Here is a 14,240-nt window from a genome sequence, read left to right as displayed (position 1 = left end):
CTTCTTATACTTCTTCTTCACGAACAAATTTAATGCTAGTAAAACCAAAGCGTGCAAATTCAGTTTGACGAAATTCTTTTTCCGCTTTAGCACCTTTTTTAGAGGTCAAAGCCACTTGTTGTTCCATCGCCAGAAAACGGGTTAAATCGATCCCTTCGGCTTCTGCCGCAGCTTCATAAAGGTCATGGTGTTTGTCATAACTAAACGCAATAGTTTTGGTTTTGCCTTTAAAGGTATAAATCACTTGGCGTGCCATTCACAATCCTCACGCGATCATATGTCGCTTCTAAAAATAAAATATACTGCACCGAGAATGCATAAACCTGCCCAAAGATAATCTAGCTTGAGTGGTTCTTTGAGATAGAACACCGCAAAGGGAACAAATAAGCTTAAAGTAATCACTTCTTGCAGAATCTTTAATTGTCCCACGTTCATTACGGTATAACCAATACGATTTGCCGGAACTTGTAATAAATATTCGAATAAGGCTATTCCCCAACTGACTAAGGCAGCAATTATCCAAGGTTTACTATTCATGGTTTTCAGATGACCATACCAAGCAAACGTCATAAAAATATTACTCAGACACAAAAGGCCTATTGTTGTTAACGTCGGATTCATCTAGTTATTGCCCTGAAGGAACATATAACAAGCATCGTTGCTATAACTGGCTAGTGACGTTAATAATGCAGGGTTAACATCATTAAAAGGTTTAAAGCCATAGCGCTGCCAAAACTCACTCGCCCCTTGAATAGCCACTAAACCGATGCCAGAAAAGCCTTGTTCAGCAGACGCGTGTATGGTGTGGTTAACGAGCTGTTTGGCTACACCTAACCCCTGTGCAGAGGGTGATACAGCCATGTCATGTATGTATAAGGATTGAGTGTCATGTGTTGCTGTTAATATGGTATTTAACTTGGGGGCATCGCCCTTTGGCCAAGGGTGGCAAAGTATATAAGCTACAATGTGATCATTATGCTCTAATACTAAGCAACTCAGTGGTGATAAATGCCATTTACTTTGCATGACTTCCAATGGCTCAGGATTTACGTCATGGTAACAGTTGGCTTGAATAGTCATAATGGCAGGCCAATCTTTGGGGGTAATTTGTCTTATCTTCATGATCACGCTTTCAACCAATAAATCAGCAATGAGTATATCTGTGATAACAACGGATGAGCAACTTTTACAACCGCAGGAGATTTTATGTACCAAACATCTAACCGAGTGAAAATATTTAGCAGCCTTGTGCTTTTAATGCTACTGCCATTTAGCCAAAACAGCTATGCCACATCAGGATTAGCCGCTTTTAAACCCGGCACTGTAATTAAAGAGTTTGGTAAAATTGCAGAGGTTGATAGTCAATTAGTTATCCCACAAAATATGAAATTTAAAGTCGCATTTGACCTCGGTTCACCAGCAAACGCTGGTGAGGTGAATAGACAGATTGATACTTTGGCTCGATTTATCAATATGCATGTGGCCGTTGGCGTTAAACCTGAGGATATAGAGTTAGCTTTAGTTGTACATGGTAAAGCCGCGATGGATATGACCAACAATGCGATGTACCAGCAAACCCATAAAAATACGCCCAATGCGAATAAGCCATTAATTGCTGAACTGAGTAAATACCAGGTGAAATTTTATGTATGCGGCCAAACCGCGGCATATTATGGTATTGGTCAGGATGATTTATTGCCAAATGTTGAGATGGCATTATCTGCGTTAACGGCACATGCCGTATTAGCGCAGCAAGGATATAGCCTGAATCCTTTTTAGTGTTATTTGGCTAAGTTTATTCACTTAATATCGCGTGGAGGGTGTATTTGTCGGTGATCGTTTTAATTGTGCCATTGGCTTTTAAAATGGCGATAGCCGCATTGATCCTTGGCAATAAATCTTTATGCTCTTTTCTAAGACGCATGACTAATACACCATCTGAATGAACCGTTGCTAGTGTGATGGGAAGATTAAGTTGCTTACTCCAATATAAAGCAGGCAAATCACCTGATATAGCCGCGTTAATGCGTTTTTTGTGTAGTGCTTTGATCAGCTCTCGCTCAGAGGTAAAGTCGAATCGCGTAAAGAAGGCATCATCGTGGTACAAATAACCTCTCACTGTACCAATGACTTGACCTTTAATGCTGTCGATATTTTGCCATGCGACAGCATTTTCTTTCAGGGTAATGATATTTTCTTGAATGTTAATAATAGGATCAGAGGTAACAAATTTGTCTCCCATATCTTCATTTGGGAACCAGCTAGGGCTGACTAGATCAAAATCGAGTAGGCCGCTATCTAATGCTTGGTTTGTGCGCTTTGGCGGATAATTTTGTTTTTCACTGCCTATTTTAGCCTGAATTAAAAGCTGAGGTACTAGTTCACCAAGAATCCCTGGATGTTCTGGCTGATTAGGTACGTAATAAGGTACCCAGCTGCTAGAGCCATTAACATTGTATTTTAACACTGCTTCGGCCATACCAGGACTGGAAAATATTAAACAAAATGTTAATGATAAGGTACAAAGTAAAGGCTTCAAGAGTTATCCTTTTTTGAAAACAACCTGTTAATAGATATATCAGCTTGAAGCAATTATTCAACCTTTTTTATTACAAAATGTGACTACTTTAGCCTTGCAAGCAAACACAAGCTAAGATGTTGGTTTTGTGGGATGATTAGATAGGTTTTGTGGTGTTTAATTAAAGTGGTTTTTTTATTTGCCTGGCTTATTAATAAGCCATGCTGTAATGCTATTTCTGCAAGCACATTTTCATCGCCCCTGACATACAATGCTATTGGTTTTAATAACTCTGCGTCTTTGCGATGATTTTTCATCTGTTCAGCACAAATCACCACGCTTGATTGGCCATCGCCGTCTAATTTTAATTTGCTTGATAATGGCGTGTCGGTCACGACTAACCAGCTTTTTTGGCTAAAATCGGCTAGCAATGCATCTAATGCCTCACCCAGTTTAGCGGTTTTAGCATCTTGATATTGTAGAACGATGCGTTCGAGTAGTTGCTTTAGCTGGGCGCCAGCACCTTGGCTTCTACCAAGACGGATCCATTGAGTTAAATCTTCAGCAACCAGTTTTGAAAAGCGTTTTGTTTTGAGAGAATCGACCATCCAACTGCATAAAAAGTGGCTTTCTTGTGCCGGAGTGCGAACACCCTTGTGTTGTTTATTCGATTCGGTTAAATCATGTATGCCAGTGACAGCCAAATTAAGTACTGCTGAGTTATAGGTTTCAGTCATGCTGTTTCAATGTTCCAGTGTAAATGCTATATCGTTAATACAGAGTGATCTTGTCGTTAATGTATAGTGTACTTGGACTTAAGCTATTCTGACATTTTTATATCTGATATTGGTCTGATAAATTGAGAATTTGTTCAATGGATAAAGGTTTGAAAAAATAGAAGCCTTGAATTACGTCAGCGCCCATTTTTTTTACCAATGCCAGCTGTTGTTCTGTTTCAATACCTTCAACGACCATATCTTTACCCAGTTTAATCCCCATATGAATAATGCCTTCTAAGACTATTTGTGCATTAATGTTACCGACTAAATGCGACACAAACGCACGATCAATTTTAATCGTGTGCAGTGGCAGGCGGAGTAAATAACCTAATGACGAATATCCAGCTCCAAAATCATCTAAACAAATAGTAAACCCATACTCTGCCAGTTTATCTAATTCTTTAATCGCGGAATCGGAATGGATTAAAGCATTTTCAGTGATTTCTAATTCAACTCGACTTAAGCTTATATTGGCTTGTTCAAAAATCGCATACAATTCATCAACAAAGGTTTCATGCTTCAGCGAGTTTGCTGATAGGTTAATCGAAATAGGGTGAGTTATTTGTGGGTAATCATTAAGCAACTGGCAGGCCGCTTTAGCAACATATAAGTCTACATCATAATATAAGCCTGACTTTTCCACTGCGGGAATAAATGCATTCGGTGGAATGGGACCTTTCAGTGGATGATTCCAGCGTAATAGTGCCTCATAACCAATAATATTTTCGTTGGTAGTATGCACTTTAGGTTGCAGCACTAAGAACAGTTCCTGCTGAGTAATAGCCTGGCGAAGATCGTTAAGCAGATTCATTCTTTTATGTGAATCTACTTCATAATGTTGATCAAATAGCTGACCGGAACCGCGACGATTTTCTTTGGCTACTTTAAGCGCTATTTCGGCATGACGTAATAATAACGCCGCATCAAATGTACGTTTGCCATTATTATTAATCGTTTGGTACAGCCCCTCAAGCATCAACTCTTTGCTGAGCTTTGCTGCGCCAACCGTCATACCTAGCCTAATAGAGTGCTCATCAATGTTAAACGGGAAGGAGCTTCTTAGTGCTATGTCTTGTGGTTTAATTATGCCATTGGGTAATAACAATGCAAACACGTCAGAATGTAACCGAGCAATTAGCACGTCCTCACCGTAAGAAGATATTAAATGGCTAGAAATACGTTTTAGGATTTTGTTACCAAACTCATATCCTAAACTTTCTATAATATTATGGAAGTAGTCTACATCCAGTAAATATAGACAAATATTGTCCCCATGCAGCTGATGAAAAGCTTTTGCGTGATCAATAAACCCTGCACGACTATATAATCCAGTCACTTCATCTAAGTATGCGGCTTTATTTAAATAGTTAAAAAATTTGGCATTTTCTAATCCTACTGCGACATTCATGCAAAAAACTTGCAGTAATTCTTGGTCGACATCTTTTAGTTTTTCAGCTTTTTCTGCCACAATCACACCTTCCCAAAGTGAAGGCGTTGATAAATAGAGGCAACTGAATTCATCGTTAAATAAATGGGATTTTTGTTCAAGTACCTGATAAACCGATTGAATAGCACGGTCTGTTTTATCAAGCTTAGTTAGCCCTTTACCAAACAAAGGTTGATATTTATGGCTGGCTGCAACCACAATATAATCATCGCTTTGACTGCTGATAATGGCTGATGGACCATTTTGTGGTCGCTGAGAGACGCAAAAAATACTTTCGGCCTCAATGTCGAACAGTGCACCAATTTGATTCAACACTCCGCTAGAAAAATCGAAAACAGAACGTTCTTGCAGTAAATTTGAAGAGGCATCAATAACCGCACGCAAGCCTTGTCGACTTTTTTCTAATGCGGTGATTTGTCGATAACTGCGAATACCTGCCGCTAATACAGTAAATAGCTTTGCTCTAGTGAGTTCACTTTTAGTCTTATAAGCGTTTATTTCATAGTCAATAATGACTTTTTCTTCGGGGCAAAACCCCGGCTGCCCAGTGCGAAGAATGATTTGCAAGAACTTATTTTTAAGTTCTTGCCGAATACGCTTTACTAATTTTAAACCTGCGTCTTCGGTTTCCATCACTACATCGAGTAATACTAGCGCCATGTTAGGATGGTTTCTGATAAGTTCGTAACCTTCATCAGCACTAAAAGCGCTCACAAAAGTCAGCGGGCGACCGAGTATTTCTACCCGAGATAACGCTAATTTAGTGACTTCATGCATTGATGGTTCATCATCAATAATACCAATAATCCAAGGCTCAACATTTGCAGCTGAGGTGTTGGTTTTTTCCATGCCATTGGAGGGCGAATCACTGGATTTTAAAGATTTATCATTGATGATTTTCAAGAAAAAATCAGACATCACTTACTCTCCTTGTGTGGTAATTCCTTCGGCGCAACAATAGGTATCGTAATTGTAAACGTCGTTCCATTTCGACTATGCACACTAATATCACCGCCTAAAATAGTATTAACGATGTTATAAACAATGTTCATTCCAAGTCCTGACCCTCCCTGGCCTAATTTTGTGGTGAAGAAGGGATCAAATATTTTATCAATGTTAGCGATTGGAATACCGACACCGTTATCACTAAATTTAATTTTTACCTTATTGTTTTCTTCATGGGTCACTTTAACGTTAATCTCACCGGTATCGGCACCATTAAATCCATGCAAAATAGCATTATTAAATAAGTTAGTGATAACTTGCCCAAAAGGTCCTGGAAAACTATTCAACAGTATATCTGGCGGGCAATCAATACGGATATTGTACGGCGAACGTTTTATTTGATGCTTTAAAGTATTAAACACTTCATCTAGCATTTCATCGAGTAAAAATTCACGCCGTTTTTCACTTGATTGATCTATGGCCACCTGCTTAAAGCTATGAATTAATTCTGCAGCCCTATCCAATGCTCGTTGCATAATACTTAGGCCTTCTAGGCTTTCCTGCTCAAAGACCTCTAAATCAGACAGGTTAAGTAGCCCAGTTTTTGCTTGATTAACAAATTCCCTTACACGTGAATCAAAGGTAGAACTGATGGTGACGGCTATACCTATTGGAGTATTTATCTCATGGGCTATCCCGGCGACAAGTGCACCAAGCGAAGCCATTTTTTCACTATTAATCAGTTTTTTTTGCGCTTGCGTCAAGTGTTCAATAGCTTGCTGAAGTTTGTCTCTTTCAAGCTCTAACTGTCGCTTATAAGCAGTTTTATTCTGTTGTAGTACATCAAGCTGGCGTAAATCATGTTGGAATTTGGCCACATTGGTAAACACATCTCCCAGTTCATCATCATTATGTTTAAATTGAATATTCCGCTCACCAAGACGTAATGCATCAACAGATTGAGCTAAATTAGCAATCGGCAAGTAGATAGTTTTTTTTGCATAAAAGCTTAATGAAATGAGCAGTATGATGGTTATGGCAGCGAAAATAGCCAATAGAATAATACTATTCATATTAGTATTTTTTAAGTCTTCTAACTGGCGAATAACCTGGTTTGAAGTCGTTTTTATTAATACAGCCATTTGCTGTTCAATTTCTACGATTTGGTTACTTTTCATATTATGAAAAGCATCTGTAGCAGAAGCTAAAACCTGAGGGTTATAGAGTTGGAATAAACGATGCCCGTCATTGACTAGCTGTTGGAATAACTGTTTGATGTAAATAATGTCTTTTAATTCATCTTCATCTTGTTCTAATGGCTCCAATAATTGCAGCCATTGTAAAAAATTAGCTGCTTTATCATCAAACTCTTGTTTAGCATATTGATCATTTAATAGATATCTTGCAAATGCGCTCTGCATATCACCCGCTTCATCGACCATTTGCAAATAATATTGAATAGCGGGAATGTCATCATAGCGTAACTCATCTTCATCAGAGTTTTCTTGAGAACCTTTGATTTCATCATTGGCCCGCATGCGGATAATCTTCTCAAGTGGGGTCGCGGTATTAATCAATAAATTAGTCGCGATACTCTTTGCGTTATTTTCATCCGCGGGTAGGTAGGCATTAAATATCAGCGTTAAATATTGCTGGTTTAACGTATTGCTAAGGTGGTATATGCGATTAAATGTAGCGATTTGTTCTGTGGAGCTAAGTAAATTTTTTTCAGTAATTTGCTGTTGAATGTTTTGTAGTGCGTTAAAGTTTTGCTGATACTGTATTTTTTGATCTTCATACCCTAACAAATACAGTGCAGCATTGGTCTGCATTGCTTTTAGCGTAGTATTCATTGACTCAACAGCTAATTCTAACGGCAAGTCAGCGTCCAAAATAGCGTCACTGGTGATATGCATTTTTTGACTGGTGTAAGCAAAAATACTGGCAATAAGAATGACCAGTATTGTTATTGAGGCAAACACTTTATTCAGCCGGGTTAAAATAGATTTGCGAGCCATAATCACATTTCTTGTAGATTTAATGACTTAAGTGTAGCAAAAGATAATTAAATGCGAATAAAAAAACAATCAAAAAAAGGGTATAAGCAGCATTGCTGTTATACCCAAAGTGGAGCATGGAAGTGGGTGCTAAATAATGAGCTTATTCAACTAAACTGGCTGCCATTAAAATAAGTTCAGGCGCTGCACGGACTTTATAATTAGGGTTTGCATACATAAATTGAATCAAACCTGTTTTATCGCTTAGATAGATGGCAGGCACTGGTAACACTAAACGCGCTTCACCCGCAGGAGTTTTATGAAGTGTGTTCGATACGCCCAGTTTTGCTTGGTACAACTTGGTGACTTTATCGCTGGTGTAAAACGCTAAGCCAAACGCCTGTGCAGCTGCCATTTTTTCATCTGACAGTAATAAGTAATTAAGTTTGTTTTTTGTCATTGAAGCTTGCAGTTTTTCAGGCGAGTCGGGTGATATTCCTACTAGCTGAATACCCATTTCAATTAACTTAGGCTCAATAGCTTGTAGCTGCCCCATTTGTACATTACAAAATGGACACCATCCACCGCGGTAGAAAAAGAACATGGTATTTTTTTGACTAACCAGTTCTTTTAAATTAATGGCTTTGCCTTCAACAGTTGTTAATGTGACATCAGGTATTTCATGGCCATTAAGCAGTGGGCTAATATTGTTTTCATCTAGCGCGATTGGTTTTGCTACAGCGGTTAAACTGGCAATTGCCAATGTCGCAGCGAGTGCGAGTTTATTGATCATAAAGGTTCCTAAGTAGGTAAAATAGCATTCAGTTGACCAACTAGACCCGAGTATCTGCTAGTTTATTTCAGTAGATGTAAAATAAATATTAGGAGTAGTTAATGCGGCACACATTAAGAGAAATCATTGCGGCTGTTTGCCTTAAAAAAATTGACCAAAAAGGCACTAATGTCGGGTTATCTTTTTATGCATTCTTTGCCAATAAAAATGATAATCCTGAATTATTAATGGAAGCGGCGACCTGGTGGATCCAAACCCATCAACTAGATCATTTTGAAAAGGCGGTAAAGATTTTGGCTATGGTTCAGGCGGGTGAATAATTTAGCTGTGTTAAAAACTTTTTATCAGAGGTAGCTATGCAACAATCATTTACAGGTCAGAGTGTTACCGAACAAGAATTGATCACTATTGCGCTCATTGACCAGCAACTGCAAGCGTATAACGCCAGAGATATTGCCGCATTTGCTGCAACCTATCATGATGATATCGAAATATTTACTTTGTCGGGCGGACGACAATACCAAGGTAAAGCAAAGTTAATTGAACAATACGGTGCTAAATTTGCCAGTTTAAAATACCTTTGTGCCACCTCTATAAAACGCATTGTCCAAGGACAGTATTTAGTTGATCACGAGTTGGCAGAGTCGGCTAGTGAAGATGTCAATTGCATTGATAGAAGTGTGAAAGTGATTGCGGCTTATGAAGTTGAAGCCGGACTGATTAGACGTGTGACATTTATGGGCTAATGATTTAACTTGTTAATTATGAATGCCTTTATTAATTCATTTATTGCGGTCACAAAAAAGCGCAGGTTAATTACCTACGCTTTGTGATATTAGGTGATTTCTCAGCCAATGGTTGAATGGTTACTTAATCTTTTTATACTTTACAGCATCTTTAGATTGACCAACGGATACACGGCGGCCTTGCATGCTTTTTTCGGCAATCATTTGCGCGCTTGCACCATCATCACGTTGTTTACTTTTACCAAAACTGCGACGCTTTTGAATTTGTTTAAGTAGCAGTTCACGATTACTGACTTCATAGCCAGGTACTGTAATACGGCGAATTTTTTGGCCAATTAACTTTTCAATATCATTAAGTGTACGTTCTTCTTCGCGGCTAACAAACGAGATAGCTACCCCGGACTTACCCGCACGACCAGTACGACCAATACGATGCACATAATCTTCAGGCAAGAAAGGCAGGTCATAATTGACCACATACTGTAAGTCAGGAATGTCTAAACCACGCGCGGCGACTTCTGTCGACACTAATACACGTATTTTACCTTCCATAAACTCACGTAAAGCACGACGACGTGTACCTTGAGATTTCTCACCATGAACCACAGCGGTCGGAATACCATCAAGGTTTAACTCTTTCACTAATTGCTCGGTATCTGCGCGCGTCGCACTAAATACTAATACTTTATGCCAGTTTTTCGTGCCAATTAATTCAGACAATAATTCGCGTTTACGGCGCTGTTCAACCGGATAAACCACTTGGCTAATGGTATCCGCAGTACTATTTTGATCGTTAGCAGAAATAATGACAGGCTTGTTTAGCATGTCATTTGCTAGTTTTTTTACTGCGTTAGAGAAGGTTGCAGAAAACAGTAAATTCTGGCGATTCTTATTTACCGCTTGCAAGATTTTTTCAATATCAGCACTAAAGCCCATATCTAGCATACGGTCAGCTTCATCTAACACTAAAAAATCCACGTGAGATAAGCTTAAGTTACACGACAAAATGTGCTCGAGTAATCGACCTGGCGTGGCGACGATAACATCGGTGCCGCGCTTCAGTTTTGCAGCTTGGCTTTCCATCTTGACGCCACCATAAATGGTTAATACATTTATGTTCATGTGTTTACCGTAAGCGGCAACATTGTCGGCAACCTGTGCTGCTAATTCGCGTGTTGGGGTTAATATCAGCACGCGAGTATTAGAGGCTATCGCAGCTCTAGGCTTTTCCATCATTTTTTGCAAAATAGGTAAGGCGAATGCAGCTGTTTTACCTGTACCCGTTTGGGCACTGGCTAAGACGTCTGAACCACGGCGAATAGCGGGAATGGCTTGGCGCTGAACAGGTGTCATTGTCTGATAACCGCATTCAGCGATCGCGCGTAAAATTTCAGGTGCGAAGCTAAAAGATTCAAATTTCATGGTTTCAGTTCCTAATTAAGCATCAAGCCGACAGTTTATTCGGCGGAGTTTTACAATATTTGTATATTACAGCGTATGTTTTTGGATAAGTTACGCACAATTAATGCCTGATATTATCAGTAATGTTAGGCATGTTGGCGTATCAAACGTACGTGTTTTGACGGGCGCGGATTATAACAAACTTTTCGACAGAGTTTGTATAGTTCTTACACTTTATCCAATATAAACGGCGATCTGTTGATGATCGCCGTTTATAGATTGTAGCAATAAGCGCTTAAATAGCCTCGGTAACTTTATTTAACCAAATTAAATCATCACCTTGCATAAGAGGTGTCAGTGTTTTACGTACTTTGGCGTGATATTGATTAAACCAATTAATTTCACTTGTTGAGAGTAGTGATTTATCAATCAAACGTGCATCCATAGGAATAAGCGTGATGGCATCAAATTCATACATTTCACGCTCACTGCCTTTTAGTGCTTCACAGTGTTGCACTACCACTAAGTTTTCTATACGAATACCAAAGCCGTTTGTACGGTAATAGCCCGGTTCATTGGATAACACCATTCCCGGTAATAACGCCACGCCGTTGACGTTTTTGCCAATGCGTTGTGGGCCCTCATGAACACTTAAAAAGTGACCCACACCATGGCCTGTACCGTGATCATAATCAAAACCATGTTGCCATAAATACTGGCGTGCAAATGCATCGAGTTGCACACCTGAAGTGCCTTTAGGAAAACGTGCCGTGTCTAAGGCGATATGGCCTTTTAATACTAAAGTGACCATTTTTCGCTGTTCATCGGTTACATTACCAATGGCTATTGTACGGGTGACATCTGTGGTGCCGTCTAAGTATTGTGCGCCAGAATCCACTAAGTAAATACTATTCATTGCCATGGTGCTTGGCGTGCCATTATTGTGGTTGTAGTGGCACATAGCCGCGTTAGCACCCGTTGCCGAAATGGTATCGAAACTAGGCTCGCGATATTGTGGGTCTTGTAATCGATAGCTTTCTAATTGCTCAGCAAGAGCCGCTTCATCATGCATAATACCTTGTTCAACTTGACTGTCTAACCAGGCTAGAAAGCGCGATACGGCAACCCCATCACGAATATGGCAGGCTTTTATACCAGCAAGTTCTGCGGAATTTTTTTGTGCTTTAGGCAGAGCTACAGGATCAAGTCCGGCAATTAATTTTGCGCCAGCCGCTTGAGCTTGAAGCTGTGAAAATGCGTTAGCTGAGTTAGGATCAGCTAATAATTTAACCCCAGTTAACGCAGCTAATGCTTTAGCTAATTCAGCTTCATCTTTCACGGTAACACCTGTGCCCACATGCTCTGCAAAACCAGCAGGCACTTTAGCTAAGTCAGTGAACAAGGTCATGTCACCATTGGTCGCTAATAGGGCGCAGCCTAAAATAACCGGCAAGCGTGGCACATCGTTACCTCGAATATTCAGCAACCAACAAAATGAATCTAGTGCGGCGATTAATGCGACATCCGCACCTTGTTTTTTCACTAACGCGCCTATTTGTTGGCGTTTGTCTAAGCTATTGCGACCTGCACCTTCATGGCTGAACAAGGTAAAAGGTGACGTTGGCAGCTGAGGGCGATTATGCCAATGCACATCAATCGGATTTTGCTGCACATCGATTAATTCAATATCGGCTTTATTAAATTCAGACTTAGCATTTTGGTACCAGGCTAAGGTATGCAAACGGCTATCGATGCCGACTTTGCTGCCTGCACCAAGCGTGTCGATTAACCAGTCAATTTGTGGATCGTCAGTTAAACTTAAATACTGAAACAGTGCGCCATCCACTTGCTGAGGCACTTGCACTGTATAACGGCCATCAGTAAAAATGGCTGCGGTGTCTTTTAGCACTATGGCCATGCCGGCAGATCCGGTAAAGCCTGTCGCCCAATGTAGTCGCTCATTTCTGGCTGGAACGTATTCACCTAAATATTCATCTGCGCGAGGAATAATAAAAGCATCAATATTTTCGATAATAAGCTGCTGACGAATGGCGCTAACACGCTCTGCAATAACAGATGATTGAGACATAAAAAGGCGACTCCAAAAAAAGGGTTGGCGAGTGAGGAACTTGGCCTGATTATCTCAAGCTCGGATGATAAGTTGCAAGTGAACTGTACTTTAACTTGACCTAGTCAATTGTAACTTTATATTGTATACAATTTCAACGCGCGTTATCGGCTATTCTTTTTGCTGAAGCAATCAAGCATAACCCACTAATTTGGAGTTTTACATGACAATCGGTATCGGTGGCGTTAGTCCACAGCAAGCCCTTGAAGGCTTAAAAAATATGACTCAGGATGTTGAGCCAATAGCCTTAGCTGAATTTGAAGCGCGTATCACCAAAGCGCAGCAATTGATGCAGCAACAAGGCATCGATGCGGTTTATCTTAATGCTGGTACCAACCTTTATTACTTTACCGGTATGCGCTGGTTTGCCAGTGAGCGAATGGTGGGCGCTATTTTACCCGCTAAAGGTGAGGTGCAGTATATTGCTCCTGCGTTTGAACTTGATACCATCAAAGGCTATATGCTGGTTGACGGGACTGTGAATACTTGGCACGAAGATGAAAGTCCATATGTGTTGCTCGTTGGCACTCTAGTAGCAATGGGAATAGAGGCCAGTCATGCCAAACTCGCTATTGATGAGTCGACTTCCTATTTTATCAGTAATGGTATTGCGAAAGCCGCACCACAGTTAACTTTAGTTGATGCTAAATCAGTTACTGCAGGGTGTCGTATGATTAAGTCTCCGGCCGAATTAGCGCTTATTCAACAAGCCATGAACATGACGATTGAAGTACATAAAGCCGCCGCGAGTATGTTATATGAAGGTATCACCACAGACGAAGTGAGCGCCTTTATTGATAGCGCGCATCGTAAAGTGGGAGCCAAGCGCGGGTCATATTTTTGTATTGTGTTATTTGGTGAAGATACCGCTTACCCGCACGGGGTTAAGTCGCCTAAATCGCTAGACAAAAATGATACTGTGCTGATTGATACCGGTTGCCAATTAGAAGGTTATAACTCAGATATCACCCGCACTTATGTGTATGGTGAGCCAAGCACGCGCCAACGTGAATTATGGCAATTGGAACAACAAGCGCAGTTAGCGGCGTTTAATATCGCTAAAATTGATTTACCCTGTGGTGATGTGGATACTGCAGCGAGACAAATATTAGAGCAAGCAGGTTTTGGACCGGGTTATGCCGTTCCAGGTCTACCGCATCGCACTGGTCATGGGATTGGTTTAGATATTCATGAATGGCCATATTTAGTTAAAAGCGATCGCACACCATTAGTTGAAGGTATGTGTTTTAGTAACGAGCCTATGCTATGTGTGCCGGGTGAGTTTGGCGTGCGTCATGAAGACCATTTTTATATGACAACAGCAGGGGCAAAGTGGTTTACCCTGCCAGCAAAATCAATAGATGATCCTTTTTATCTTGGTAAAGATTAGCTTAAACATGTTTTTTGAGTTCATTAGCTTTGTAAGCATCATCGAATAACCTTAACAGCGCTTGCGTATAGCTTGTATGTAGGTATACGCAAGCGC

The 14,240-nt window shown here is 40.2% G+C and carries 14 protein-coding genes; 4 read left to right on the top strand and 10 right to left on the bottom strand.

What is annotated here, in order from left to right:
* Positions 1–4: 4 nt before the first annotated feature.
* From ACRWQM_RS13850 to ACRWQM_RS13840, 3 genes are read right to left on the bottom strand one after another with little or no spacing between them, the layout of a single operon-like run.
* Positions 5–256, bottom strand: coding sequence for a DUF2960 domain-containing protein (locus tag ACRWQM_RS13850; RefSeq protein ID WP_226410845.1), 252 nt, complete (start codon positions 254–256; stop codon positions 5–7).
* A gap of 17 nt (positions 257–273) precedes the next feature.
* Complete coding sequence (locus tag ACRWQM_RS13845) at positions 274–621, bottom strand: DMT family protein (RefSeq protein ID WP_434928459.1); 348 nt, start codon at positions 619–621, stop codon at positions 274–276.
* Entirely contained in the window at positions 622–1,122 is a 501-nt protein-coding gene (locus ACRWQM_RS13840; protein WP_434930354.1) for a GNAT family N-acetyltransferase, read from the bottom strand.
* A gap of 84 nt (positions 1,123–1,206) precedes the next feature.
* Between ACRWQM_RS13840 and ACRWQM_RS13835 the strand changes: the two genes are divergently transcribed.
* Positions 1,207–1,779, top strand: a complete 573-nt coding sequence (locus ACRWQM_RS13835; RefSeq protein ID WP_434928461.1) for a DsrE family protein — start codon at positions 1,207–1,209, stop codon at positions 1,777–1,779.
* 16 nt (positions 1,780–1,795) lie between these two features.
* Here ACRWQM_RS13835 and ACRWQM_RS13830 read toward each other — a convergent pair whose 3' ends face one another.
* The 5 genes from ACRWQM_RS13830 to ACRWQM_RS13810 form a co-directional block, all read right to left on the bottom strand.
* Positions 1,796–2,479, bottom strand: a complete 684-nt coding sequence (locus ACRWQM_RS13830; protein ID WP_434928948.1) for a substrate-binding periplasmic protein — start codon at positions 2,477–2,479, stop codon at positions 1,796–1,798.
* Between the two features lie 143 nt (positions 2,480–2,622).
* Positions 2,623–3,255, bottom strand: coding sequence for a DUF2913 family protein (locus ACRWQM_RS13825; RefSeq protein ID WP_434928462.1), 633 nt, complete (start codon positions 3,253–3,255; stop codon positions 2,623–2,625).
* A gap of 97 nt (positions 3,256–3,352) precedes the next feature.
* The gene (locus ACRWQM_RS13820; protein WP_434930353.1) at positions 3,353–5,662 is read right to left on the bottom strand and encodes a bifunctional diguanylate cyclase/phosphodiesterase; all 2,310 of its coding nucleotides are present in this window, start codon (positions 5,660–5,662) and stop codon (positions 3,353–3,355) included.
* A complete protein-coding gene (locus ACRWQM_RS13815; RefSeq protein WP_434930352.1) occupies positions 5,662–7,707 on the bottom strand; it encodes a sensor histidine kinase in 2,046 nt (681 codons plus the stop codon). The genes ACRWQM_RS13820 and ACRWQM_RS13815 overlap by 1 nt, the downstream gene beginning before the upstream one ends.
* 142 nt (positions 7,708–7,849) lie before the next feature.
* The gene (locus tag ACRWQM_RS13810) at positions 7,850–8,479 is read right to left on the bottom strand and encodes a peroxiredoxin-like family protein (RefSeq protein WP_434930351.1); all 630 of its coding nucleotides are present in this window, start codon (positions 8,477–8,479) and stop codon (positions 7,850–7,852) included.
* A gap of 101 nt (positions 8,480–8,580) precedes the next feature.
* On the opposite strand from ACRWQM_RS13810, the gene ACRWQM_RS13805 reads away from it, so the two are divergent.
* Together ACRWQM_RS13805 and ACRWQM_RS13800 are read left to right on the top strand one after the other, a co-directional pair.
* Entirely contained in the window at positions 8,581–8,799 is a 219-nt protein-coding gene (locus ACRWQM_RS13805; protein WP_434930350.1) for a DUF6500 family protein, read from the top strand.
* Between the two features lie 36 nt (positions 8,800–8,835).
* The gene (locus tag ACRWQM_RS13800; protein ID WP_434930349.1) at positions 8,836–9,225 is read left to right on the top strand and encodes a nuclear transport factor 2 family protein; all 390 of its coding nucleotides are present in this window, start codon (positions 8,836–8,838) and stop codon (positions 9,223–9,225) included.
* A 120-nt stretch (positions 9,226–9,345) separates the two neighbouring features.
* Here ACRWQM_RS13800 and ACRWQM_RS13795 read toward each other — a convergent pair whose 3' ends face one another.
* Positions 9,346–10,647: a DEAD/DEAH box helicase gene (locus ACRWQM_RS13795; protein WP_226410836.1), complete on the bottom strand. Its 1,302-nt coding sequence runs from the start codon at positions 10,645–10,647 to the stop codon at positions 9,346–9,348.
* A gap of 274 nt (positions 10,648–10,921) precedes the next feature.
* Positions 10,922–12,715 carry an aminopeptidase P family protein gene (locus ACRWQM_RS13790; protein ID WP_434930348.1) on the bottom strand — a complete coding sequence of 598 codons (1,794 nt, stop codon included), beginning with the start codon at positions 12,713–12,715 and terminating at the stop codon, positions 10,922–10,924.
* A 202-nt stretch (positions 12,716–12,917) separates the two neighbouring features.
* On the opposite strand from ACRWQM_RS13790, the gene ACRWQM_RS13785 reads away from it, so the two are divergent.
* Positions 12,918–14,144, top strand: coding sequence for a M24 family metallopeptidase (locus ACRWQM_RS13785; protein WP_434930347.1), 1,227 nt, complete (start codon positions 12,918–12,920; stop codon positions 14,142–14,144).
* Positions 14,145–14,240: the final 96 nt, after the last annotated feature.

It is taken from the genome of Shewanella sp. HL-SH5, from assembly GCF_051163755.1.
In the GTDB taxonomy this organism is placed as follows: domain Bacteria; phylum Pseudomonadota; class Gammaproteobacteria; order Enterobacterales; family Shewanellaceae; genus Shewanella; species Shewanella glacialimarina.
Note: the sequence above shows the minus strand (reverse complement) of the source record. Positions and strands in the feature narration are given on the sequence as shown.

What these genes read in the sequence shown, in the direction of transcription:
- ACRWQM_RS13795 (WP_226410836.1), bottom strand. Translation starts at nt 10,647, where the DNA reads ATGAAATTTGAATCTTTTAGCTTCGCACCTGAAATTTTACGCGCGATC.
- ACRWQM_RS13845 (WP_434928459.1), bottom strand. Translation starts at nt 621, where the DNA reads ATGAATCCGACGTTAACAACAATAGGCCTTTTGTGTCTGAGTAATATT.
- ACRWQM_RS13840 (WP_434930354.1), bottom strand. Translation starts at nt 1,122, where the DNA reads ATGAAGATAAGACAAATTACCCCCAAAGATTGGCCTGCCATTATGACT.
- ACRWQM_RS13815 (WP_434930352.1), bottom strand. Translation starts at nt 7,707, where the DNA reads ATGGCTCGCAAATCTATTTTAACCCGGCTGAATAAAGTGTTTGCCTCA.
- ACRWQM_RS13810 (WP_434930351.1), bottom strand. Translation starts at nt 8,479, where the DNA reads ATGATCAATAAACTCGCACTCGCTGCGACATTGGCAATTGCCAGTTTA.
- ACRWQM_RS13835 (WP_434928461.1), top strand. Translation starts at nt 1,207, where the DNA reads ATGTACCAAACATCTAACCGAGTGAAAATATTTAGCAGCCTTGTGCTT.
- ACRWQM_RS13800 (WP_434930349.1), top strand. Translation starts at nt 8,836, where the DNA reads ATGCAACAATCATTTACAGGTCAGAGTGTTACCGAACAAGAATTGATC.
- ACRWQM_RS13785 (WP_434930347.1), top strand. Translation starts at nt 12,918, where the DNA reads ATGACAATCGGTATCGGTGGCGTTAGTCCACAGCAAGCCCTTGAAGGC.
- ACRWQM_RS13825 (WP_434928462.1), bottom strand. Translation starts at nt 3,255, where the DNA reads ATGACTGAAACCTATAACTCAGCAGTACTTAATTTGGCTGTCACTGGC.
- ACRWQM_RS13790 (WP_434930348.1), bottom strand. Translation starts at nt 12,715, where the DNA reads ATGTCTCAATCATCTGTTATTGCAGAGCGTGTTAGCGCCATTCGTCAG.
- ACRWQM_RS13820 (WP_434930353.1), bottom strand. Translation starts at nt 5,662, where the DNA reads ATGTCTGATTTTTTCTTGAAAATCATCAATGATAAATCTTTAAAATCC.
- ACRWQM_RS13830 (WP_434928948.1), bottom strand. Translation starts at nt 2,479, where the DNA reads ATGGCCGAAGCAGTGTTAAAATACAATGTTAATGGCTCTAGCAGCTGG.
- ACRWQM_RS13850 (WP_226410845.1), bottom strand. Translation starts at nt 256, where the DNA reads ATGGCACGCCAAGTGATTTATACCTTTAAAGGCAAAACCAAAACTATT.
- ACRWQM_RS13805 (WP_434930350.1), top strand. Translation starts at nt 8,581, where the DNA reads ATGCGGCACACATTAAGAGAAATCATTGCGGCTGTTTGCCTTAAAAAA.